Source organism: Vibrio sp. CUB2 (assembly GCF_001557945.1).
GTDB classification, from domain to species: domain Bacteria; phylum Pseudomonadota; class Gammaproteobacteria; order Enterobacterales; family Vibrionaceae; genus Vibrio; species Vibrio owensii.
This window is the reverse complement of sequence record NZ_LNRB01000014.1, coordinates 1-23,248: the sequence shown is the minus strand read 5'-3', so window position 1 is coordinate 23,248 and position 23,248 is coordinate 1. Positions and strand designations below refer to the sequence as shown.

At 46.0% G+C, this 23,248-nt stretch carries 16 protein-coding genes, 2 tRNA genes and 1 other RNA gene; 7 read left to right on the top strand and 12 right to left on the bottom strand.

The window, feature by feature from the left end; genetic code table 11:
* Nucleotides 1-150: 150 nt before the first annotated feature.
* On the bottom strand, nucleotides 151-1,770 hold the full coding sequence (locus ATB78_RS19955) for an NAD(P)/FAD-dependent oxidoreductase (protein WP_009707141.1): 1,620 nt from the start codon (nucleotides 1,768-1,770) through the stop codon (nucleotides 151-153).
* Between the two features lie 232 nt (nucleotides 1,771-2,002).
* Here ATB78_RS19955 and fdxA point away from each other — a divergent pair, with 232 nt between their 5' ends.
* Nucleotides 2,003-2,326 (top strand): ferredoxin FdxA, encoded by a 324-nt coding sequence (gene fdxA / locus ATB78_RS19950; protein WP_005431654.1) that lies wholly within the window; start codon nucleotides 2,003-2,005, stop codon nucleotides 2,324-2,326.
* Nucleotides 2,327-2,416: 90 nt separating this feature from the next.
* Here fdxA and ATB78_RS19945 read toward each other — a convergent pair whose 3' ends face one another.
* The 5 genes from ATB78_RS19945 to ATB78_RS19925 all read right to left on the bottom strand — a co-directional run bounded on the left by ATB78_RS19945 (nucleotide 2,417) and on the right by ATB78_RS19925 (nucleotide 9,948).
* Nucleotides 2,417-3,151: an RNA methyltransferase gene (locus ATB78_RS19945; protein WP_061010076.1), complete on the bottom strand. Its 735-nt coding sequence runs from the start codon at nucleotides 3,149-3,151 to the stop codon at nucleotides 2,417-2,419.
* A gap of 183 nt (nucleotides 3,152-3,334) precedes the next feature.
* Complete coding sequence (locus tag ATB78_RS19940) at nucleotides 3,335-6,088, bottom strand: cation-transporting P-type ATPase (protein WP_061010074.1); 2,754 nt, start codon at nucleotides 6,086-6,088, stop codon at nucleotides 3,335-3,337.
* Between the two features lie 707 nt (nucleotides 6,089-6,795).
* Nucleotides 6,796-6,892, bottom strand: an RNA gene (gene ffs, locus ATB78_RS19935) — signal recognition particle sRNA small type.
* A 142-nt stretch (nucleotides 6,893-7,034) separates the two neighbouring features.
* The gene (locus tag ATB78_RS19930) at nucleotides 7,035-9,032 is read right to left on the bottom strand and encodes a GGDEF domain-containing protein (RefSeq protein WP_061010071.1); all 1,998 of its coding nucleotides are present in this window, start codon (nucleotides 9,030-9,032) and stop codon (nucleotides 7,035-7,037) included.
* A gap of 172 nt (nucleotides 9,033-9,204) precedes the next feature.
* A complete protein-coding gene (locus ATB78_RS19925; RefSeq protein WP_005437538.1) occupies nucleotides 9,205-9,948 on the bottom strand; it encodes a hypothetical protein in 744 nt (247 codons plus the stop codon).
* A gap of 273 nt (nucleotides 9,949-10,221) precedes the next feature.
* On the opposite strand from ATB78_RS19925, the gene ATB78_RS19920 reads away from it, so the two are divergent.
* Nucleotides 10,222-10,524 (top strand): DNA base-flipping protein, encoded by a 303-nt coding sequence (locus ATB78_RS19920; protein WP_005446629.1) that lies wholly within the window; start codon nucleotides 10,222-10,224, stop codon nucleotides 10,522-10,524.
* 37 nt (nucleotides 10,525-10,561) lie between these two features.
* Here ATB78_RS19920 and ATB78_RS19915 read toward each other — a convergent pair whose 3' ends face one another.
* Nucleotides 10,562-10,996, bottom strand: a complete 435-nt coding sequence (locus ATB78_RS19915) for a YbaY family lipoprotein (RefSeq protein WP_005437540.1) — start codon at nucleotides 10,994-10,996, stop codon at nucleotides 10,562-10,564.
* A gap of 167 nt (nucleotides 10,997-11,163) precedes the next feature.
* Here ATB78_RS19915 and tesB point away from each other — a divergent pair, with 167 nt between their 5' ends.
* Nucleotides 11,164-12,024: an acyl-CoA thioesterase II gene (gene tesB, locus ATB78_RS19910; RefSeq protein ID WP_039841523.1), complete on the top strand. Its 861-nt coding sequence runs from the start codon at nucleotides 11,164-11,166 to the stop codon at nucleotides 12,022-12,024.
* A gap of 52 nt (nucleotides 12,025-12,076) precedes the next feature.
* Here the strand turns inward: tesB and ATB78_RS19905 are convergent, their stop codons facing one another.
* Together ATB78_RS19905 and ATB78_RS19900 are read right to left on the bottom strand one after the other, a co-directional pair.
* Nucleotides 12,077-15,124, bottom strand: coding sequence for a cadherin repeat domain-containing protein (locus tag ATB78_RS19905; RefSeq protein ID WP_061010069.1), 3,048 nt, complete (start codon nucleotides 15,122-15,124; stop codon nucleotides 12,077-12,079).
* Between the two features lie 333 nt (nucleotides 15,125-15,457).
* The gene (locus ATB78_RS19900) at nucleotides 15,458-15,925 is read right to left on the bottom strand and encodes an Lrp/AsnC family transcriptional regulator (protein ID WP_020195052.1); all 468 of its coding nucleotides are present in this window, start codon (nucleotides 15,923-15,925) and stop codon (nucleotides 15,458-15,460) included.
* A 145-nt stretch (nucleotides 15,926-16,070) separates the two neighbouring features.
* Here ATB78_RS19900 and ATB78_RS19895 point away from each other — a divergent pair, with 145 nt between their 5' ends.
* On the top strand, nucleotides 16,071-17,165 hold the full coding sequence (locus ATB78_RS19895) for a PLP-dependent cysteine synthase family protein (RefSeq protein WP_005437553.1): 1,095 nt from the start codon (nucleotides 16,071-16,073) through the stop codon (nucleotides 17,163-17,165).
* A 71-nt stretch (nucleotides 17,166-17,236) separates the two neighbouring features.
* On the opposite strand, the gene ATB78_RS19890 is transcribed toward ATB78_RS19895, so the two are convergent.
* The gene (locus tag ATB78_RS19890) at nucleotides 17,237-17,554 is read right to left on the bottom strand and encodes a DUF1244 domain-containing protein (RefSeq protein WP_005431642.1); all 318 of its coding nucleotides are present in this window, start codon (nucleotides 17,552-17,554) and stop codon (nucleotides 17,237-17,239) included.
* 202 nt (nucleotides 17,555-17,756) lie between these two features.
* On the opposite strand from ATB78_RS19890, the gene ATB78_RS19885 reads away from it, so the two are divergent.
* Nucleotides 17,757-18,332 carry a porin family protein gene (locus ATB78_RS19885; protein ID WP_009707148.1) on the top strand — a complete coding sequence of 192 codons (576 nt, stop codon included), beginning with the start codon at nucleotides 17,757-17,759 and terminating at the stop codon, nucleotides 18,330-18,332.
* A 90-nt stretch (nucleotides 18,333-18,422) separates the two neighbouring features.
* Here the strand turns inward: ATB78_RS19885 and vmeF are convergent, their stop codons facing one another.
* Nucleotides 18,423-21,536, bottom strand: a complete 3,114-nt coding sequence (gene vmeF / locus ATB78_RS19880) for a multidrug efflux RND transporter permease subunit VmeF (RefSeq protein WP_061010068.1) — start codon at nucleotides 21,534-21,536, stop codon at nucleotides 18,423-18,425.
* Nucleotides 21,536-22,633: an efflux RND transporter periplasmic adaptor subunit gene (locus ATB78_RS19875; RefSeq protein WP_027726604.1), complete on the bottom strand. Its 1,098-nt coding sequence runs from the start codon at nucleotides 22,631-22,633 to the stop codon at nucleotides 21,536-21,538. Before ATB78_RS19875 ends, vmeF begins: the two co-directional genes overlap by 1 nt.
* A 282-nt stretch (nucleotides 22,634-22,915) precedes the next feature.
* Here ATB78_RS19875 and ATB78_RS19870 point away from each other — a divergent pair.
* Together ATB78_RS19870 and ATB78_RS19865 are read left to right on the top strand one after the other, a co-directional pair.
* Nucleotides 22,916-23,000: transfer RNA gene (locus tag ATB78_RS19870), tRNA-Tyr, on the top strand.
* An 85-nt stretch (nucleotides 23,001-23,085) separates the two neighbouring features.
* Nucleotides 23,086-23,170: transfer RNA gene (locus ATB78_RS19865), tRNA-Tyr, on the top strand.
* The last annotated feature ends 78 nt before the right edge of the window (nucleotides 23,171-23,248 follow it).

Genomic DNA, 23,248 nt, shown 5'->3' with positions numbered 1-23,248 from the left:
TGAGCAAAGAATATACAAAGCTTGGACGTGATTCGAGTCAGGAGTGAGTCAATATAAGAAGGGCGAAAAGAAATAACTAGCTATGCAGCAGAAACGAAAAAGCCAGCCTTAGATTTAGGCTGGCTTTCGATGTTATATCACGCGATTAAATTATGCGTTTTCCATTGAAGCGACGATGTCACGAGCTACCGCTTCTGCCACCTTAATGCCATCGATACCCGCAGAAAGGATACCACCCGCGTAGCCTGCACCTTCACCCGCAGGGAAGAAGCCTTTCAAGTTGATGCTCTGGAAGTCTTTACCACGCTTGATGCAAACTGGAGAAGACGTACGCGTCTCAACACCCGTCAGTAAACCATCTTCTGACGCAAAGCCTTTGATCTTACGATCGAATGCTGGGATTGCTTCACGAATCGCTTCGATAGCAAATGCAGGTAGCGCTTTTGACAGGTCAGTCAGTTTGATGCCCGGAGTGAATGATGGTTCAACATCACCTAGTGCACTTGGATCGCGACCTTTCAGGAAGTCACCGATTTTCTGTGCTGGTGCGTCGTAGTTCTCACCACCGAGTGTGTAAGCGCCCGATTCTAGTTCACGTTGGAAACGGATACCTGCTAGAGGATCACCTGGGTAATCAACTTCTGGTGAGATGCCCACTACGATTGCGCTGTTCGCGTTACGCTCTGCACGAGAGTATTGGCTCATACCGTTGGTTACGACGCGACCTTCTTCAGACGTTGCCGCAACAACAGTACCACCAGGACACATACAGAAACTGTAAACCGTACGGCCATTCTTACAGTGGTGAACCAGTTTGTAGTCTGCTGCACCAAGAATTGGGTGACCTGCGTTTGGACCAAAACGTGCTTCGTCGATCATCGACTGTTTGTGCTCAATACGGAAACCAACTGAGAACGGCTTCGCTTCCATGTAAACGCCACGGTCGTGCAGCATTTCAAAGGTATCACGAGCACTGTGACCTACCGCTAGAACAACGTGACGAGATTTGATCTCTTCACCGTTTGATAGCGTTACGCCTGTGATTTGGCCATCTTCCATGTGTAGATCGTCAACACGAGTGCTAAAGCGAATCTCACCACCTAGCTCGATGATTTTCGCGCGCATCTTCTCGATCATAGTAACCAGTTTAAAGGTACCGATGTGCGGCTTACTTACGTATAGAATTTCTTCTGGAGCACCAGCTGCTACAAACTCAGTGATCACTTTACGACCGTAGAAGTTTGGATCTTTCACTTGGCTGTAAAGCTTACCATCAGAGAAAGTACCCGCGCCGCCCTCACCAAACTGTACGTTTGATTCTGGGTTTAGTGTACGCTTACGCCAAAAGCCGAACGTGTCTTTAGTACGCTCACGTACTTCTTTACCACGCTCAACGATGATTGGGTTAAAGCCCATTTGAGCCAAAACCAAACCCGCAAAAAGACCACAAGGACCGAAACCGATCACCACTGGGCGTTCTGTTAGATTCTCTGGTGCTTTGGCAACGAACTTGTATTCCATATCTGGTGTTTGGCGAACGTGCGGATCTTTTTCGAATTTCGCTAGCAACGCTTCTTCATCACCTTCAACGATGATGTCTAGCGTGTAAATAAGATGAATATTGGTTTTCTTACGAGCATCGTAGCCGCGTCTAAAGACATTAAAAGAGATAACTTTCTCAGCAGCAATGCCAAGCTTTTTAGTAATCGCGTCCAATAGCGCGCCTTCCTCATGATCAAGAGGAAGTTTAATTTCATTAATACGAATCATGTGATGTCTCGTTATGGTAGGTGTCTTAGCCAGAACTGCTATTTTCTCCTCGTTAATATCGAGGGTGAAAAAGCAGTCAGCTCACAATGGCGCGCATTTTACGAGAAATTGATTTGTCTGTCATACTAAATCCAAGTTGCGCGGCGGAATTAACGTAGCGAATGTTGAATTTTGCCTTGGGATGAGTATTATCCCCATTCTTCAATTTTGACTAACTTAAGAGCTGATTATCATGGCGTTTGTCGTAACCGATAACTGTATCCAATGTAAATACACTGACTGTGTCGCGGTATGCCCTGCAGATGCCTTCCACGAAGGCCCAAACTTTATGGTAATCAACCCGATTGAGTGCATCGACTGTGGTTTGTGCGTGGACGAATGTGCCGCAGCCGCCATCTTCCAAGAAGACGAGCTTCCAGAAGATCAAGTGATCTACAAAGAGCTCAACGCAGAACTTGCAGAAATCTGGCCGGTACAAACTGAAGTGAAGCCAGCAATGGATGAAGCAGAAAAGTGGAACGGCGTGCCAAACAAGTTGGACATGCTAGAAAAATAAGCGCATTAAAACGAAAAAAGCGTAATGAACCTCAACTTGAAAAAGTCTGGCTCGTTACGCTTTTTTTGTATCTATGATTCGTTGCTGCGATTAGCTGTGTTGACGACGCATGTTGTCGAGAATAATACCTGTCGCCATTGCCACGTTTAGAGACTCTGCACCGCCAAACGCTGGAATGGTAATCTTGTCAGTCACAAACTTCGATGCCGCTTCACGCACACCATGAGATTCGCTGCCCATCAACAAAATACCTTCTGCTGAGAATTCCGTCTTGTGCACACTCTCGCCTTCAAGGAAAGCACCATACACTGGCAAGTTTGCATCTTCCAAGTAACTTGGTAGATCCACTAGGCTTACTTGCACGCGACCAAAGCTGCCCATGGTTGCACTGATGGTTTTTGGGTTGTATGGATCGGCACAATCTGTGCTCGCGATGATATGCTTGATACCGTACCAATCCGCCACACGAATGATCGTACCAAGATTGCCCGGATCAGAAACGCCATCCAATGCGATCATCAAGCCTTTTGCCTGAGGCACTGTTACGCTTGGAATTTCAACCACAGCAATGGCTGCATTGTTGCTAACCAAGGTACTTGCTTTAGTTAGGTCATCTAGTGACGCCTCAATACATTCGAAACTGTTGAGTTCTTGACGATGCTCTTCCAGAAACTCAGTCGTCGCAAAAATCTGCTTTACCGTGAGCGAGCTGTTCGCCAATTCCAGTACGTTCTTTTCACCTTGAACCAGAAATAAGCCGTGCGCTTTACGCTGCTTCTTTTGACCTAAAGCACGCAGCAGTTTTAGTTGGTTTTTTGAAATCATGAAAATATCCCAGATGAAAGTTGGTGAAGTACCAGATGAAAACGGGGGGATTATAGAGTAAACCTTCGCACAGCTAAAGAGATGCCTTGCTTGAGAGAAAAGAAAAGCCCGCCAAGCTATCACTCTCGGCGGGCTTTAGGTATCTGTCGCTTCCCTATGCTGAAAGAATCGACACCACCATTCTTAAACGACTTTGGTTTTCGTCACCTCTTTAATGCCAGACAAAATGAATGTCGGCAGTGAAGACACAAGAATCACACCAAATAGGTGACTAGCACTTAGTGCCTCTGTGTTAAAGATCAGCTGACCGAGACCAGTATAAATAACACCAAGGGACAGCGTTGCCGAGACCGCTACAGCACCCAACAGGTATTTGTTGGTGAATGGATTCTTGCGGTATAGCGAGTTAAATGTACGCGAGTCAAACAAGTGCCATAGCTGAGCAAAAATCAGCATTGCGAAAGCCATTGTCTGTGCATATTGAGCGCTTTGACCACTGCTCAGTGCCCAGTTGAACGCCAAGTAGCTCATACCACCCAATGCCAAACCGCGTGTCACAATACGAGTGCCCAGATGGTCGCTGAAGAAGCTTTCGTTACGCTTACGCGGCTTACGCTCCATCAAATCTTTCTCTTCAGGTTCTACACCCAGCGCCAGCGCAGGCAGACCGTCAGAAACTAGGTTAATCCATAGAATCATCAGCGGCGTAAGTGGCAGAATCGCTTCTGGTCCCATCATCAAGAAAGCAAACAAGATAACCGATACTTCACCCACGTTCGCCGTCAGTGCTTGGCGAATAAACTTACGCAAGTTATCGAAGATCTGACGACCTTGGCGTACCGCTTTCACGATTGTGCTGAAGTTGTCATCCAATAGAATCAAATCGCCCGAATCTTTGGCTACCGATGTACCGGTGATACCCATTGCAACACCGATATCCGCACGGCGAAGAGCTGGCGCGTCGTTCACGCCGTCACCTGTCATCGCGGCCACTTCATTATTGTGTTGCTGAGCTTGAACAATGCGCAGCTTGTGTTCTGGTGTTACACGAGCAAAGACGGCTACTTCCGGACAGATTTTACGTAGTGCCTCATCATCCATCTCATCCAGTTGTGCGCCCGTGATGACCAAGTCTTTTTCACTGCGGATAATGCCGATTTCACGTGCAATTGCCGCTGCAGTAAGTGCGTGGTCACCAGTGATCATCACCGTGCGAACGCCTGCGTTATAACAGCTCTCTACTGCATCGCGCACTTCTGGACGTGGAGGATCCATGATTCCGTACAAACCAAGCACAGTCACATCTTTCTCTAGCTCAGCAGGATCACGCTTGAGATCATCTTCTGTCAGCTCTTTATAACCTACTGCCAAAGTGCGAAGCGCTTGCTCTGCAAAGTCCTGAATTGCCGCTTCGTAGTTCGCAATCACCTCTTCTGCAGGGCTTGCCGCTAACGCTAAGCTGCCAGTCGACATGGTTGGTGCTGTAGGTAGCTCACCACCATCGACCATAAAGCCAGAGGCATTGCGCAACACAACATCTGGCGCACCTTTAATCGCCAAGAAGTGCTTACCATCCGGTCCTTTGACAATCACTGACGCCATCTTACGTGCAGAATCAAACGGAAACTTCTCAACGATAGAGTAACCGCCTGTCGATAGCATGTCTGATTGCTCCAGACCCGCTTTTGCCGCTGCAACAATCAATGCGCCTTCAGTTGGGTTACCACGCACAGACGAGTTATCGCCATTTTTGATGTATTCCGCATCATTACATAGGGTCGCAACCACTAAGCCTTTCATCATCTCAGGGCTTTGCTTTGCATCAACCGTGTGGCCTAGCGGCTTAAATTCACCCTCAGGGCTAAAGCCTTTGCCCGACACTTCCCAGTAACGGCCACTCGCGTCGTACGCTTTCATCACCTGCATTTGGTTTTGTGTCAGCGTACCCGTTTTATCTGAACAGATAACCGTGGTTGAACCGAGCGTCTCAATCGCAGAAAGCTGCTTCGCCAATGCGTTGTTCTTCACCATGCGCGTTGAGCCCATGGTCAACACAATTGAGATAACTGTTGGCAAACCTTCTGGAATCGCCGCTACCGATAGAGAAATACCCGTGTTCAGAATTTCCAGCCAAGGCATACCGTGGTAAAGGCCGATACCACAGACCACAGCCACCACACCTAAAGCCGCAACCATCAAGGTTTTCGCGATGGTATCCATACGCTCTTGCATTGGTGTTTTGGTTTCTTCGGTGTTTGCCATCATGTCCGCAATATGGCCAACTTCGGTCTTCATGCCTGTGCTGACAACCACACCTAAGCCTGTACCAGTGGTCACAATGGTGGTCATAAAGCCCATATTAAGCTGATCACCAAGGCCAACGGTTTCGTCTTCAATCACCTTAACGATTTTATCAACCGGCTCAGACTCACCAGTAAGCGCGGCTTCATCTACCGCAAGACGGTTCGCTTCAATGATGCGCACGTCCGCAGCAAGGATATCGCCCGTATTAATCTTTAAAATGTCACCCGGCACAATGTCACGTGCCAACACATCAACCCACTCGCCATTGCGACGAACTTGTGCGGTTGGTGCTGCCATTTCGCGCAGCGCTTCCATGCCCTTCTGAGCTTTAAATTCTTGCCAAAATGCGATGATGGCATTGATGAAGATGATCACCGTGATGGCAATCGCATCCACAAGGTGGCCAGTGAAGAAGGAAACAATCGCACCAATACCCAGAATGAAGATCAATGGGTTCTTAAATTGGTGTAGGAATAGCTCAAGGGCAGATTTGCCTTCTTGCTCTTGTAGCTCGTTTTTGCCGTGTTCAGCCTGACGCTGCTCTACTTCTCCCGAAGTCAAACCTTGCTCAGTTGATACATTAAATTGAGTCAGTGTTTCTTCAACCGACTCAGTAAACCACTTTTTAGTCATGGGGGTCTCCAAAAAGCATTCAAGCGACATCAGTACAATTTCAAACTGATAAAAAGCATTCGCTGAATAGAATTGAGTTAAATCGCCTCGCTAGTCACCGTTGCACCGTTTATTTTCATTTTGAATATTTATCAAGAATCTATTCAGTGTTATGCCAGCGAGTAAAAATAACCTACCCGAACCGATGAATACTTGTAATTAACTTTCAGATAGGCAGATAGCGAATGCGGACGAATCTTTGACCCCAATCAATCTCGATTTTATTTTGTCATACAAAAGATCAATTAAGTGTAAATGAACATGAATAAGACCCCGATTAGACAGAAAAAACACTTCATTTTTCCCGAAAAGTGTAATTTTTCTACAAGATGGTTTTATTAAGAGTGGCTAACAAGCGTGACAAAAATGCAAACTATCCGAAAAGATTTGCAAGGGAAGATAGAAAAATTGCTAATAAAGAATGACCAATTTTAGCTAATCGAAATACATCACATTCGAGCCATACAACCAGCATATTTATTCACTCTCAAGCAAAAGCGAAATCACAAGAGACAGGGCTGAACACTGCATACAAATTTGGTTGTGAGTGATGAGAATCCACCAGCCAGACGAATAGTCAGTTGATAGAAAGGGAAAAGGTTTGAGAGAGTATTTTACAGCGCAGAAACGAAAAAGCCTCGCTGTATAAGCGAGGCTTTTAAAGGGTGGGACCCCAGCCACATCCCGGCACACAAGTCACCCGCTGCGGCTGCTTCCTTCCGGACCTGACCGAGTTCACGAGCTATTGTTGCGAGAGGACCAGAGCCCCATAATTCTGTTTTGAGAGCGCGTCTCAAATGATGTGAGGATTATTCAGCATCGCCTCTCGGATTGCAAGGGCTAAAGCGACGATTTTGCCCATTTCATTTCTGTTTGAACAAAACTCGGTCAATTCAGCGCTTTAAAGTCAATTCATACAAGGGTTTGGCTCAACGCTTGTGCGAGAGGCTTGCTTACTTGAGTACATATCCTCATCCGCTAAATGCAATGCTTGCTCTAAGCTAACGCTGCGCTCGCGCTTAGTCGACACGCCGACAGAAATCGTTACCTGATTCAAATCACCAAAGTGTTCTCCTTTGACATCAAGGGCACTTAGCTCTTCAATCGCTCTTGTTAACTGCGTTTCTGTCGGGTAACCCAGCAGGATGAACTCATCGCCACCAATACGATAGCTTCTACCCGCCCAGACGCGATGTATCTTAAGTGAAAGCAATTGCAGCACTTTATCCCCCGCTCTGTGTCCATAAGTATCGTTGATTTGCTTAAACTGATTGATATCGAGGTACAAAATAGCCAAATCTTTTGGTACGCCTTGTCGATACTTCACTTGCAGCGAGCGACGATTTCTTAATCCGGTTAGATTGTCGGTATTCGATTGGCGATACAGATACAGCGTCACACCAAGCGCAAGCACCAACACAAAAATAAACACTGCTTGCGTCTGAGTTGCTAAGCGCACTTCATATTCCAACGCAGTGCGCCAATCCGGTCTCAAATCGTAATTGGCAACAATCTTCTCCAAGTCCAGCATGGATATCGCACGGCTAAAGTACGGAGCGAGAATCTCACCGCGCTGGCTAGTTGCTAAACCAACCGACAGTTCTGATTCGTAAAACTCTCCAATGGCATCGTCTTGCTCGATAGGAATTAACTCACTCAAGCGTAAGAAATGATTGAGCATTGCGGTATCCATCGCAATGTAATCAATCTCTCTCGCCAATAAGGCATCCAGCATCAACTGCTGCGAATCAAAACGATTGAGTTCCTTTAATGGCAGCATTTGTGTGAGCATTTGGTCGAAGAAGTCATCTTTCACCACACCAATACGCTCAGAAATCAGCTGAGAGACATGAGAATACACGTTTGGTTTGTAACCAAGGCGCTTAACCATGACGGAGGTTGGGTAGTAGTGAGGCTGAGGGAAGTGGCTAAATGTACGTCGCTCGTGGCTAATCGTTAAAGGAGCAAGCATATCGAACTCACCTTGGATAAACTGGTTATACATGGATTCCCAGCTCTCGTTTGGTTTGCTGATCACTTGGCAATTCAACGCCAGAATCTCACAACTCTTTAACACGATATCCGCCGTCATTCCTTCAACGGAACCATCTTCTTTGTACACCACATAAGGAAAGATAGATTCGAATTTGATGGTAAACGGCTTTTCTAAATCGATAGGAAGTTGCTTGATCGACTCACGCAATGCGGTTTGTCTCAACTCAAATTGGTACAAAGCCACCTTCTCTCGAAGTAACTTCTGCACTGCTTCGCTATGGATAAAATCAGCAAATCGAGACAGTTCTTCAAGGTGGGTTCCCTTTTGGCTAACAATCGATACTGGCTTTATTGAGATGTGGTCATTAAGCAGCTTGGCATCAAAGCCTTCAAGTAACATTGGTTTGAGTTGATTGATGGCATCGACAACGCCGTCCACTTGTCTAGAACGTAACAGCGATACCGCCTCTTCATGCCCTTGGTAAGGCACCTGAATCAACTCAGGATAATATTGTTCAAGTAGCGCTTCGTAGATGGTGTCTTGCGGGACGCCAACGACGGTCGCATCACTCAAAATCGTATCACTTAAACCATACAGGTAGGTGTATTCAATATTGGTGGGACGCGAGTAGCTAAACAGTTTCGCCCTTTCTGGGGTGTAGGTGATGTTGGCGGCAAAATCACTTTCACCACGGGCGACAGAATCTAAAATCGCATCAAAACTCGAGTAATTAACATACTGAATTGAGACACTAAAGTTCTCTGCCACCGCATCAAACAGGACACGCGTAACGACATCATCCGCCTCTGTCGCCACCTTATAATGAGAGACTTGTTCTGGTTCTGCTTTGAGACTCAGACTCAATAGAAAGCAAGCAAAAACCAACAGCCTTTGAACTACTTTAACCATGACTAACGTTTCTAAAAAGGCCCACTTTGTATAGGGGCTAAGATTGAATTTTTATTATTAAATGCACAATAAATATGAAAGGCCGAACATATAACATCCGGCCTATTATTTCATAAACAAATCAATAGTCTGCCGCACGGGTCACTATTTACTCAGTGCAGCTACAACTATTTTATAACTCGGCTTGCTCATCACTACTACGTAAGATGTAGTCCGTCATCCAAGCCGTTCCTAACAAGCATATCCACACAACAAAAACAGGGTTAGGAACTTCGATATTGGGGCTAACGACCAAAGCAGCAAAGCCAACGGTTGGTAAGGTCCAACAAAGCAATTTACCCCAGCGCAATGAATTTTTAATCTTAGTCAGCGCTTCCATCGACGCCAAAATACCCGTAATACTTAATGCTACAAGCACCGCATACGGCAAATCCGCTAGCCATAAAGGCAGTAATAACAACAAAGACCACCAAGCGTGCTTTTCCGATGGTTTCCAATGATTGGCAGACCACCACATCACAATCACAGATAAGGTTTGCACAGCGGTTAACCAAGCAGAGCCACCTAGCTTACCTCCCTCCTGCGTGACCATAATGCCTACTTGTAACGTGAGAACAATCAGGCCCGCAGTCAGCAACACGCCCAACGAACTCCGACGAGAGAACACCACCATGAGTAACGGGAAAAGGATCAGGATACCGACAGACAGCGCAATAGGCTGCATCGATAAGGTGACACCATAAACGGTCATGGCACCGAGCAGAATCAGACCTGCTAGGCCACCTTGTGGCAGTATCCACAATGCGGGGATCATTAAGGCGAGAACCGGAATCTCTCCTTCGCTCAAACTGATGGCACGAGCGCACACCACGGCAAGAAGAGTCGTAACAAGAAATTGAAGTGTCGAAAAAATCATAGCGCCTCCTGGCTTCCCCAACCAACTTGGTAACTCAACGGCATGTCAAACTGGGCATTAAAAGTCGTTGAGCGGGTCTATTTATAAACTAAGCATAAGCCTGTTTTTGTATTTCCAACTTACTCTGGTAATCAATTACAGCTCAAAAAAGGAACACAGAAAAAGAGGTAGGTACGGACGAGCGGCAAATGATGTTAAGGAGCAAGAACTGATAGCGAAGTACAAGTCTTGTGTATTACCATTCCTTGGTAAACAACAGTGGACACTTTCAGTATGGACCAATTTTTGATGCAAATCTTTGCTGTAATTCACCAAATTCCCACAGGGCGAGTTTCTACTTATGGTGAAATTGCAAAAATGGCGGGCTACCCTGGCTACGCAAGGCACGTAGGTAAAGCGCTAGGTAATCTGCCGGAAGGCAGTAAACTGCCTTGGTTTCGAGTCATTAACAGTCAAGGCAAGATTTCATTAAAAGGTCGAGACTTAGAAAGACAAAAGCAAAAGCTGGAAGCAGAAGGGATCGAAGTGTCTGAGATCGGAAAAGTCTCACTCAGAAAATACAAATGGCAGCCTTGAGCTGCCATTTTTAATAGGCTTACATTGCCGATAGCAATTAACGCGTGCCAACTAGACGAATGTTTGCTTCGTGTGTTTGCTCTGCGTCCGTAATCACCGGGATGCTAGTATCATTGATAAAACGCAACTTACCATCTACTTCGATACGAGCACGCAAGCTGTAACGATGGTTAGGTTTAATGTCGTTGCTGTTGTAGCTTAGTTCAAATGCCAAAGGTACTTGCTTACCTTCAGTTTCGAATGTTTGTTTAGCAAGAACTTTAGCTGGAGCATCCGCCAGAGAAACGTCTTCAAGTGCAACCGTTACTACTGCGTGTGGAGGCAGTGCGATACGCTCACGGTAAGCCACTGTACCTGTAATTGTCTTCATAGACGCCTCAGCCGATTCCATTTCTGTGTTTTGAGAAGTTTGGCAACCCACTAGTGCAGCACCGAATAGTAAAGAAGTAACAAGTAGTAGTGTTTTTTTCATAGTTTCCTCAACGGGTGTATCATTTCGCGCTAAGTATAGAGGGAGATTATTAAACTGTCTGCTGTACGTTTAGCGATTTGACAATAGTTTGACTAAGTTAGAAATTACCAAACAGTTGATTTTGTTTCATAATTGAAGCAGCAATAAAAATAAGGTGAGGAGACATCATGAGTAAACCATTAAGAGAATTGCTCAGCCTACTACAACTCGAAAAACTAGAAGAAGGCTTGTTCCGCGGACAAAGCGAGAACCTAGGTTTACCTCAAGTTTATGGTGGTCAGGTTATTGGACAAGCGCTATCTGCCGCGCGATACACGGTAGAAGACGCACGTACTGTACATTCATTTCACAGTTACTTCCTATACCCTGGCGATCCTGAAAAGCCGATCATTTACGATGTCGAAAACCTGCGTGATGGCCGTAGCTTTAGTACTCGCCGCGTGAAGGCAATTCAGAATGGTCGTCCGATTTTCTACCTGACTGCCTCTTATCATGGTGACGCTCCGGGCTTTGATCACCAAAACACCATGCCAGACATTCCTGGGCCAGAGAATTTCCCTTCTGAGACGGAACTAGCAAGTCACATTGCGGAATTTTTGCCAGAGAAACTACGCAAAACGTTCTGTGGCGAGAAGCCAATTGAAACACGTCCGGTGAACATCGTTAACCCACTGAAGCCAAAGAAAACCGAAGCGAAACAATATTTGTGGATTCGTGCCAACGGTGAGATGCCAGATAATCAGTTGATTCACCAATACCTACTCGCTTATGCGTCGGACTGGGGTTTTCTGATCACCGCATTACACCCACACGAAGTATCGTTGATGACGCCAAACTTCCAAGTGGCAACCATCGACCACTCTATCTGGTTCCACCGTCCATTTAAGATGGATGAATGGTTGCTGTATGCCATCGAAAGCCCAACAGCAAGCAATACGCGTGGTTTGGTTCGTGGTGAGATCTACAACCAGCAAGGCCACCTTGTTGCTACGGCAGTTCAAGAAGGCGTGATGCGCTTTACCAAATAAACCATCGCGATGTTCAATCAAAAAAGGAGTGCCGATGCACTCCTTTTTGTATTTAGTTCTTTTGGTAATTTAGACTGACGACAGCCCACTCATAAAGTGATTTCGGGTAACCGTACTTCCCTTCACCGTAAATAGTATCCGGTTCAGCATAGAAGCCGCCCGCATCACTCGCCAAAAACTCTCGCGCACCTTTGCGGTAATGAATCAAAGGGCTCATCGATTCGTAGGCCGTATTTGCATCTAACGGTCGGTCATCAATCACCAGAAAACGCGTCATTCGAATGCTGCTATCGTTTTCGCAATATCCCGCATCTGAATAATCGACAGCAAGGAAAGGGCTCGTGTCATTTTCACTGAGTTGCGAACGACAACCATCGAAACGGGCAACGTGCATCCACAGACCACGAGTTTTAGCCGGATCATCATTGCCAACTGGCTTCATGTTTAAAAACACCACTTTGCCTTTGCCATAAAGCGCGAGCTCTGTGTCTGTCGGCTCTCGTACACTTCTAGCGCCCATAACACCAAACTCACTCTCTTGAAGATTGGCAAACTCAGGGCCACTTAACGTGCTAATCACTACCGTTTGTTCGCTATCCAGTTGAGTGTATTTATCGGCGTCACCAGATTCGGCAAGATCAAGAAAAACCGTCACCAATGTACTGTTCAGCGCTTTATAGTCTTGCGTTTCCGCCTCAGAAACGTTCAGTTGAACCGAGTGCCCAAACTCATAACCTGTGAGGGTGAGGCTTCCATTCGCACGATCCAGAGTCGCTATTTCTTCACTAACTGAGGTAGCAAACTCATAGCTACGCGTACCAATCGCCGTACCAATCTCTAGCTCCACACGCTTAAACGGTTCAAATGCCACCGTTTGACGAGTCGCGCTTAATCCCGGATGTTCCGCTTTTGCAATCGAGCCATTAACGGTGATCGTCTTCGTCAGATAATTGCGGCTTGTTAACGTGACTTCCAAGGAGTAATCGCCAGCATGAAGCACATCTAATACCCCCGTATCAGACGATGCCATTTTTACCGTTGGTGACGCTTGGTTAATCAAACGATAGGAGGCAGTAGTATCGCTGTCTGAGACTACTGGCGTTAGCGTCTTATCTGAACCAAAGGTTGCACTTGGGTATTGGACCGTCACGCGACTTTCAATTGGCTTGATGGTTACATTGAAGCTTGCTTGACCCGGCGTGAACTTATCATCACCAGAGTCAGAAACCACAATACGTGTGCTGCCAGCATTAAGAACGCGCATTTCTCCTGTGTTGCTATCTAGAGACACCACATCGGTCGGTGAGCCATCTGCAAATTGGTAAGTCACCTGCCCAACGGTTCCGCTGATAGTCGGTTTGTTTGCCAAAGGTTTGAGCGCATTCCAATTATCTTCAACATTTGATGAAATTTGAATGCGGCTCGGAGCACTCAAGATATTAAAAGTCACTTTATGCTCAGGACCCGCACTGTAATTGTCGCTTTCCTTACGACGTAAAGTCAGCGTGGTTTTACCCGCTTTGTAGACATGCACGATCCCATTAGCAATCATGTTTGCTACGTCTGGGTGTGTATTGTCGGTCATCTCAATCACATCACCGGAGCTAAGCTCGTCAAAATCTTTTAGCAGATTGAATTGGTGATCCTTACTGTAAACCTCTTCATAATCACGAGTCGCAAGCGGCTGCCCTTGCGCTTTAGCGATATCAAGGTTCACTTTGAACTTAATTGGCTGATAGAACTCACCGCCATCATCTTCGAACGTTAACGTGTAGTTACCCGCCGTTTCGAGATATAGCGTATCTGAGGACATTCTCAGCCCCTCAGGTAAATCCCCAACCAGTTTGACATCGCCCTTTTGCCCCGCAAACGCGAGCGGAATCGATAGACCTTTCTGATAGGTAAAGGACATATCAATGTCTTTGATAACTGGGTGTGCTGCTGGAGAAACATCGATATTAAAACGCGCTTTCGTAGAAGGGAAATTACGCAAATCGCCCTCAATCACATCAACCTCAGCACGACCAACACCTTGAATCAACAGAGCGTTGCCGTCGTCAGAAACACGCACCACGTCTTGGCCTGATACCAAATCAAAATGATAATCTCCCAGTGCTCCCTTAACTTGTGGGTACAATGGAGCAAGCGCTTGATAACTTGCCGAGATGTTTGAAGCACTGATGTTTTGTCGCGTTCCCTTGCTAATAGCAACGTTAAATCGAGCCGTTTGCTGCTGCTCAATAAACCCTTCACTATACGTTGCCGTTGCTTCAACCGTTACTTGCCCAGTGTTTTGAATCAAAAGTAAACCGGTATCTGGATTCAATACCTCAGCGACTTTGTCATCGTGGGTGCTATTGATGATCTCGTAGCGAATGCTTTTGGTCTCTGTACTATCCAGTCTCACTGGTGCCAACGTCAGACCTTCGCGGAACTCACCCGTTAGAGGAGCAAATTGCAGTTGCTCAGCACCAACTTGATAAAGGTGAATATTGACGAGTAAATCGCGAGCTTGGTAATAATCGTCGCCCGAGTCATGAACACGTACTTGTGCCGTTCCAGATTTCCCAATGGCAAACACTAGACCACCGGTATTAACCTGAATCAAATGTTCAGATCCACTTTCTACGGCATAGCTCAGAGAGCCTTTTTGCCCTCGTACAACCAAAGATTGCCCTTCAGTTTCCGACGCATTAAGACTGACATCGTTTGCAGCCAGATCGGCATTGGTGCCTTTGTCTACGGTAATCGTAAACGTGGCCTCTGACGTTTCGTAAGTCGGACTGCTGTCCGTCACTTTAATTGACGCCGTACCTGGACGAAGGATTTTTAACTCACCGTCGTCGATTTGAACCACATCAGAAGGAGTTGAAGATAAAACTTGGTATGTGATCGTGCCTTGTACGTTACTCATTGTCGTATTTGCGACACTTCCAATGCCATCAAATGTGAGTATTGCGTCTTCGACTTTAAGTTGAGGTCGACTTTGTTTTGTTGTTTGAGTTGAAGAACCCGAATTACGCGGCTTGGAATCACCGCCCCCACCACCGCAGCCAGCGATTACTGCAGCAAGCAAAAGGAGAAAATAATATTTTTTCATTTTTTGTAATGATTTCTTACATCTTATAAGTGGCGGCGATAATAATACGATGTTTTATTCACCGCTAGCCCCTTTTTTGATTAATAAGATTATCGATAAACTACATTACCATTCGCTAAATCAATAAAATGCCGCCAATTTTCTAAAATAAGCACAGTGATGTCGCGAACAACCGTTTACGATCCGACTTCTTATTAAATTAGTGATGATTAAATTAGGGTTTTCAATAGATTAAAATATAAACAGTCGTTCACACTTTAGCTGGCGTGTAATATGGATATTGAGGAAATATGAAGTCAACAGAATGACTTCATATCTTATTTAGGTAGGAATTTAGGCACCGTAAATAGGCAACTCAGTCGTATACTTGATTGGCTCCATCGCAAAGGTTGAAGTAACGTTGGATAGCCCTCTTACACTATTCACCAATCGCTTGTAGAACTCATCAAAGCACTTCATGTCTTTTACCACAACCTTCATCATGTAGTCGTACTCCCCCGCCATGCGATAGAACTCCATCACTTCGGGAAAATCACTTACCGTGGTCACAAAGTGGTGATACCAACCCTCTGAATGGTCACTGGTCTTAAGTTGCACAAACGCAATAAACGACAAATCGAGCTTTTCTGCGCTCAACAACGCCACGCGCTTTTCGATATAGCCTTCATCTTCCAGCTTTTTTAAACGCTTCCAGCAGGGCGTAGTAGTCAGGTTCACTCGCTCGGCCAAGTCATTTAGAGACAAGGTTCCGTCGTTTTGGAGGAAAGAAAGTAACTGCCTGTCGATTTTATCTAAGCTCATTCCTAGAATTTTCCTAATTTAGAGAAAATTTTTCTACCATTGATGAATAACAGAACAATAATAGCAAAGTTTTTCTCTAAGGTTATAGGTAGATTATCCCTATAGACAAAAACAACTACCCTACAGATTTTCGAGGAGTCACGTTATGTGTACTGACCACAACTGGATCAACAATGCTGTACGCAAAATCGAAGCAGACTTTCAACGTTCAGCAGATACTCACCTATTCAAATTAGACCTACCTTCTTTGGAAGGCATCGACATCTACCTAAAAGATGAAAGCACGCATCCAACGGGTTCATTGAAGCACCGTTTAGCACGTTCGCTTTTCCTTTACGCGATTTGTAATGGTTGGGTTGGTCCAGAAACCACGGTGATCGAAGCATCATCAGGCAGTACAGCGGTTTCTGAAGCGTACTTCGCGCGTCTACTTGGCTTACCGTTTATCGCAGTAATGCCAAAAACCACAGCACGCAAGAAAATTGAACAAATCGAATTCTACGGTGGTAAAGCGCACCTTGTTGACCGTTCAGACCAAATTTACGACGAGTCTCGTCGCCTAGCGAAAGAGCTAAACGGTCACTACATGGACCAATTTACTTACGCTGAGCGCGCAACCGACTGGCGTGGTAACAACAACATTGCGAACTCTATCTTTAGCCAAATGGAGCTAGAAGATCACCCAATCCCAAGTTGGGTTGTCATGAGCCCAGGTACTGGCGGTACATCTGCAACGATTGGTCGCTTTATCCGTTACCAAAAATACGACACAAAACTGTGTGTGGTTGATCCTGACAACTCAGTATTCTACGACTACTTCCAATCTGGCAATGCAGATATCAAGGGCGAAAACGGCAGTAAGATCGAAGGCATCGGTCGTCCACGTGTTGAGCCAAGCTTCATCGCTGGTGTCGTTGACGAAATGCGCAAGATCCCGGATGCAGCAAGTGTTGCAACAGCGCATTGGTTGTCTGGTTTGATTGGTCGTAAAGTTGGCGCATCGACAGGTACTAACCTATACGGCGTACTTCAGCTTGCGTGTGAAATGAAGCAACGTGGTGAGACTGGTTCTATCGTGACACTGCTTTGTGATTCAGGTGAACGTTACCTAGATACTTACTACAACACTGAGTGGGTAAAAGAAAACATCGGTGATATTCAACCTTACCTAGCACAGCTTGAAATCATCCAAGCAAAAGGTTGTGTTGAGCCAGCATGTTGCGGCCCAATCACCGAGTAAGACAGATACTTTATTAAAAAACAGCCTGCTCATTCAGCGGGCTGTTTTTTTATCTGCTTAATACAGGAGAGTTACTTTTTCTGGCGCGCTTCAAATGCTGCCAGTTGTTCTGGTGTCGCTTTTGGTTGGTGGTTTTGTTTCCACTCATCGTAAGTCATGCCGTAAACACGCTCACGAGCATCATCGATGTCGATATCCACACCAAGGTCTTCCGCTTCTGCCTTGTACCATTTGCTGAAACAGTTACGACAGAAACCAGCAAGGATCATTAGATCGATGTTTTGCACGTCTTTGTTTGCATCCAAATGCGCTAATAGACGGCGAAACGTCGCTGCGTCCAGTTTGTCTTGCTCTTCTTGGGTTAGATTTTTGTATTTGAATTCAGCCACTTTACTTTCCTTTTATTTATCTCGCAGCTCATAGCATAGAAATGAGTGAGCGTGATGAGTCTAAAATTTGCGCCATTACAACAAATTTCCCTCTAAAACCACGCACTCACCCAAAAGACTGATATGATAACTGCCAGTTATCTTATTGATTAAATTAATACTAATTCTAAAAACGGTCTTTCACAAAGGTTATCGCCAAGTTATGAAAAACGCCATCCTATTATTATCTGCATTGACCATGAGTCTGCCAACTTTCGCCGCTCAAGAGCAAACCCACCAATCTTATTTATACCTAGGTACAGGTAATGTGGGCTTTGATACTCCGAATTTTGGTTCTGATCGCGACAGTGGCTGGTCGACACCTCACATTACGGTTGGCTGGGGTTACCATGTAAACCAATACCTCGCATTTGAAGGGGTACTGCGTTATTCACAAAATGAACTTAAGAATGATGCTCTAAAAACTGACTTAGACCTTCACTATTACCAAGCAGGTATGTCTGCGGTTGTAACGAGTGATAACTTAGGCGATACGCCACTGTCACTGTTTGGTCGCGTAACTGCGCTTGGCACTCAAGCTGAAATGTATGTACCGAACGAGCAAAAAGTCACAGACGATTCTGGCGCACTATTCAACATCGGTGCAGGTGTCCATTGGGATATGAGTAAAGATATCTGGCTACGTGCTGAATACATTTACAACGTCGCCGACATGGGTTTTGATGACTTCTACGACAGTTATGAAGGCGTGCAAGTGAGCTTGGGTAAACGCTTCTAATCGAACGCTTCCAAGCTGGCTTTAAAACCCAGAATTGAAGACAAAGAAAAGCCGAGGTCATTGCCTCGGCTTTTGTGTTTTAGAGTTCGATTAAGGGTGTGCGATACGTCCCTTAGTGTCATGGCTTAGTGCTTTATTCAGCTCCGCTTCAACATGACCAGGTGAACGTGTCTTCGCAGAAATCAATCGGTACATTGCAGGGATAACGAACAAGGTGACTAGCGTCGCGAAGCCCATACCGAAGAAGATTACCGTACCTACTGCCACGCGGCTTTCATAGCCCGCGCCCGTCGACATGATCAGCGGAATCGCACCAGCCAGCGTCGTAAATGCCGTCATCATGATTGGGCGTAGACGACGTGCTGCCGCATCTGTGATCGCTTTTTCAAACTCGATACCACGGTCACGCAATTGGTTAGCAAACTCAACGATCAAGATACCGTTCTTGGTTACCATACCGATCAACATGATCATGCCGATCTGGCTGTAGATGTTCATCCCTTGGCTCATCACAACCAAACCGAGGAAGCCACCAAATACACCCATCGGTACGGTGAACATCACCACCAGCGGGTTAACGAAACTTTCGAACTGCGCTGCCAGTACTAAGTAAGCCACCAGCAGAGCTAATGCGAACACGACCGCTACGCTAGCTTGGTTCTCTTTAAAGTCTTTTGACTCACCAGAATAGCTCACTGAAATGTCACCCGGTAGGCTATCAATCGCTTCTTGATCTAGGAAATCGAGTGCATCCCCTAAGGTATAACCTTCAGATAAGTTGGCAGTAATGGTGATCGACTTTTGCTTGTTATAGTGAGACAAACGAATCGATGCCGCGACCTCTTCAATCTTGGTCACTGTGTCCAAGGTCACCAACTCACCACTTGTGGTTCGCAAGTAAATTTGGCTTAGATCTGCCGCATTATTGAAGCTGTTTTCATCGCCACGCAGGTAAACGTCATATTCTTCACCACGGTCGATGTAAGTCGTTTCACTCTTACCGCCAAGCATGATTTCCAGTGTTTCAGAGATGTCTTGTACACTCACACCAAGCTCAGCTGCACGGCGCTTGTCTACGGACACTAACAACTCAGGTGTTTTCTCGGAGTAGTCGATCTCCGCACCTTCCATCATTGGTGATTCTTCGGCCTTGTTCTTAAGCATTTCTGCCCAGACCAAAAGCTCATCATAGTCCGACCCGCCAAGCACAAACTGAACTGGTTCACTCGATCCACCACGGAAGCCCGGCATGAATGGGAAGACACGAACGTCAGGAATACCTGCTAATGACTTACGCACTTCATTCAACGCTTCTTGCGCGGTAACGTCACGTTCGTTCCAATCGTCCAGAATCATGATAACGAAGCCCGTTTGGTCGCCCGCTTGGCCACCGAATGCTGGTGTTTGGATACTGAACGACTTCAAAAAGCCTTGGCCCAACAACGGCATTAAACGGTCTTCTACGATGTCCATGTTTGCCGACATACGGTTGTATGACGTTGCATCTGCACCACGTACAAAGGCAAAGATAACACCACGGTCTTCTTGCGGAGTTAACTGTGCAGGTACTTGATTCATCAAGCCATAGCTGCCGCCCATACACGCAAGGATAACCAAAGGCGCAGCCCAACGAACTTTCAAGGCGCCGCGCAACGCCTTGCGGTAACCCGCTTCCAACTTGGCGAACAGTTTATCAACCGCTTGATTAAATCGGTTTGGTTTCACATTCGCTTTTAGGATTTGACTGCCTAGAACAGGAGTCAGTGTCAGAGCAATCAGTGAGGAGAAGATCACTGACATTGCAAGCAATACGGAGAACTCAGTAAACAGCAAGCCTACCATGCCATCCATGAAGGAAATCGGTAGGAATACCATCACAAGAACAAGCGTTGTTGCGATAACCGCAAAGCCTACTTCTCGCGTACCTTTGTAAGCGGCCAGTAATGGTGATTCACCACGCTCAATATGGTGGAAAATGTTCTCTACTACTACGATGGCATCGTCCACAACCAGACCGATAGACAAGATCAGTGCCATCAAAGTAATAAGGTTGATAGAGAAGCCAAAATAATAAGCGGCAATGAACGAAGAAATCAGTGAAACCGGTACGGTCACCGCCGGAATCAGGGTCGCACGCGCCTGACCGATAAAGATGTACAGAACCAGAATTACCAGACCACCCGTAATAAAGAGGGTGCTGTATACCTCATCAATCGAACGCTCGATAAAAACGGTAGCATCGTAGTCGATCGCTAGGCGAGTCCCGTCCGGTAAGAACTTCTGAATCTTATCCACTTCGGAGCGAACAGCTTGTGCCACTTCTAACGGGTTTGCATCCGACTGAGGCACCACACCTAAGCTGATGTTGACCACACCATCACTCTTAAAGGTCGAGTTTTCGTTTTCTGCGCCGATAAACACATCCGCCACATCTTTTAGGTAGATAGGCGTGTTATCACTTGCACGTTTCACGACAAGGTATTGGAAGTCTTCTGGTGTATTGTAAGTACGCGCGGTTCGCACCGACATCACGGTTGAGTCGTTACGTACTTCACCACCCGGGCTTTCTAAGTTTTCACTTCGCAGAGCGGCTGTAATGTCAGATGCTGTAACCGAGCGACCCGCCATCAGATCTGGTTTAAGCTTCACATACATTACTTTGTACAAGCCACCAGACAAGTCGATAGAACTTACACCAGAGATCAGACTGAAACGGTCCATCAGAACACGTTCCGCGTAGTCTGTTAGCTGGGTTCGGTCCATTTCAGACGAGCTAAGGTTAATATAGAGGGAAGCTTCACCCGAACCGTTGTTCTTAAAGACCACAGGGTCGTCGGCTTCGTCCGGTAATGAACGCTGAGCACGAGCTACCGCATCACGAACGTCACTTACGCCCGTATTAAGGTCATAACCCAATTCAAAGGTGATGGTGATACGAGACATACTGTTTCGAGTAGTGGAACTGATTTCATCAATACCACTGATGCCCGAAAGTTGGTCTTCCAGTACTGAAGTAATTTGGCTTTCAATGATGGTTGCAGAAGCGCCTTCGTAACGAGTGCTGATCGATACAACTGGGCTTTCGATGTCTGGCATTTCGCGCACTGCTAGTTTTGTAAACGACACAAAGCCGAATACACACAGCAGCATGCTTAATACCAACGCCGCAACGGGGCGCTTTACAGAAACGTCAGAAAGTAACATTAGTTCGCTTCCTTAGCCGCTTCGTCTTGCGTGCCCTGCTCACCACTTGCCTTAGCGGTTTTCGCTTTTCCTGGTGCGACGATCTCTTTAACTTCAACACCATCACGCATGTTCACAATGCCTTGCACGACGATCTTGTCACCGATCTCTACACCAGATTCAATCACTACTTCATTATCAACACGAGCACCCAAGAACACTTCTTGACGCTTCGCTTTGTTGTCTTCATCAATAACGTACACGAAACGCTTGGTACCTGAGTATTCCAGCGCTTGAACCGGGATAATAGGCGCTTCAATTGCAGGGAACGCCAGAGAAGCATTCATCAGCATGCCCGGCTTGAGATGGTTTTCTGGATTGTCGAATTCAATACGAATACGTAGGTTCAAAGTCTCTGCACTGATGCGAGTATCGATACCGGTTACTTTTCCGACGAAGTCAACACCGTTCCAAGCACTGGTCGTCGCGTGAACTTCCATACCGACAGACAACATCGACAGGTAACGCTCTGGTACTTGCAGATCCAACTCCATGACAGAAAGGTCATCCAGAGTCAGCAGTTCAGAACCTGCGCTCACCATTTTTCCTCGGCTGAAATCGATAAAACCAACGGTGCCGGCAAAAGGTGCACTGATATTTAGGTCCGCTAAGTTGGCTTTTGATGCATCAAGACGTGCTTCGGCAATCTCTACGCTCGCTTTTTGTGCATCGATTTCTGTTTGAGTGATGGCGTTACGTTTAACCAAACGCTGAAACTCTTTTAACTTACGCTGCTCATCTTTTAAGTAAGCTTTTGCTTCTACTAATGCCGCTTGCGCTTTATCGTCATTTAATAGAATAAGAAGTTGGTCTTGTTGAACGTTTTGGTTGGCTTTTACGGCGATCTCTTTCACCTTGCCAGCGACCTCAGAAGCAACAACAACCGATTGGGCAGCTTCAAGCTTGCCGATCAGTGACAAAGACTGGTTGATTTGATGCGTCTCTACTTGCTCAGTTACCACCGTAACTGTTGATGGACCACGTTTGGCTGCAAAAGCGGCTGGTGATGCCATTAAAATAGAAAGCGTTAAAACAGATAAAGTGGCTCTCATACTCATAATTTTGACTACTAATCAGATAAACTTATGTCATTAAACTGAATACAGTTTATCAGTTGATACGACGCCTAACGTCAAGTAGTGTAAATTCAAGTAAAAAGTCAGTTTCTCTTTTGTATAAACGACATACAAAACGCTGACTTTCTACCATCTTTGCCCAAAAAGGCAGCATTCAACGTAAAAACGTAAGAAAAACGCTTTACAGCCTGAGCGAGTTTGCTATGATGCGCTCCGCACTTGAGAGATGTGTTGGGAAAACAATCTTAAGTATAAAAATACCCTGGAGGGGTTCCCGAGTGGCCAAAGGGAGCAGACTGTAAATCTGCCGGCACTGCCTTCGATGGTTCGAATCCGTCCCCCTCCACCATATTCTTTCTTATGTTTTTCCTTTGAACATGAGAACAACTTGGAAGCTAGGTTGGGAAACTAATTTTCAAGTATAAAAATACCCGGGAGGGGTTCCCGAGTGGCCAAAGGGAGCAGACTGTAAATCTGCCGGCACTGCCTTCGATGGTTCGAATCCGTCCCCCTCCACCATATTCTTTCTTATGTTTTTCCTTTGAACATGAGAACAACTTGGAAGCTAGGTTGGGAAACTAATTTTCAAGTATAAAA

What these genes read in the sequence shown, in the direction of transcription:
- ATB78_RS19955 (WP_009707141.1), bottom strand. Translation starts at nt 1,770, where the DNA reads ATGATTCGTATTAATGAAATTAAACTTCCTCTTGATCATGAGGAAGGC.
- fdxA (WP_005431654.1), top strand. Translation starts at nt 2,003, where the DNA reads ATGGCGTTTGTCGTAACCGATAACTGTATCCAATGTAAATACACTGAC.
- ATB78_RS19945 (WP_061010076.1), bottom strand. Translation starts at nt 3,151, where the DNA reads ATGATTTCAAAAAACCAACTAAAACTGCTGCGTGCTTTAGGTCAAAAG.
- ATB78_RS19940 (WP_061010074.1), bottom strand. Translation starts at nt 6,088, where the DNA reads ATGACTAAAAAGTGGTTTACTGAGTCGGTTGAAGAAACACTGACTCAA.
- ATB78_RS19930 (WP_061010071.1), bottom strand. Translation starts at nt 9,032, where the DNA reads ATGGTTAAAGTAGTTCAAAGGCTGTTGGTTTTTGCTTGCTTTCTATTG.
- ATB78_RS19925 (WP_005437538.1), bottom strand. Translation starts at nt 9,948, where the DNA reads ATGATTTTTTCGACACTTCAATTTCTTGTTACGACTCTTCTTGCCGTG.
- ATB78_RS19920 (WP_005446629.1), top strand. Translation starts at nt 10,222, where the DNA reads ATGGACCAATTTTTGATGCAAATCTTTGCTGTAATTCACCAAATTCCC.
- ATB78_RS19915 (WP_005437540.1), bottom strand. Translation starts at nt 10,996, where the DNA reads ATGAAAAAAACACTACTACTTGTTACTTCTTTACTATTCGGTGCTGCA.
- tesB (WP_039841523.1), top strand. Translation starts at nt 11,164, where the DNA reads ATGAGTAAACCATTAAGAGAATTGCTCAGCCTACTACAACTCGAAAAA.
- ATB78_RS19905 (WP_061010069.1), bottom strand. Translation starts at nt 15,124, where the DNA reads ATGAAAAAATATTATTTTCTCCTTTTGCTTGCTGCAGTAATCGCTGGC.
- ATB78_RS19900 (WP_020195052.1), bottom strand. Translation starts at nt 15,925, where the DNA reads ATGAGCTTAGATAAAATCGACAGGCAGTTACTTTCTTTCCTCCAAAAC.
- ATB78_RS19895 (WP_005437553.1), top strand. Translation starts at nt 16,071, where the DNA reads ATGTGTACTGACCACAACTGGATCAACAATGCTGTACGCAAAATCGAA.
- ATB78_RS19885 (WP_009707148.1), top strand. Translation starts at nt 17,757, where the DNA reads ATGAAAAACGCCATCCTATTATTATCTGCATTGACCATGAGTCTGCCA.
- vmeF (WP_061010068.1), bottom strand. Translation starts at nt 21,536, where the DNA reads ATGTTACTTTCTGACGTTTCTGTAAAGCGCCCCGTTGCGGCGTTGGTA.
- ATB78_RS19875 (WP_027726604.1), bottom strand. Translation starts at nt 22,633, where the DNA reads ATGAGTATGAGAGCCACTTTATCTGTTTTAACGCTTTCTATTTTAATG.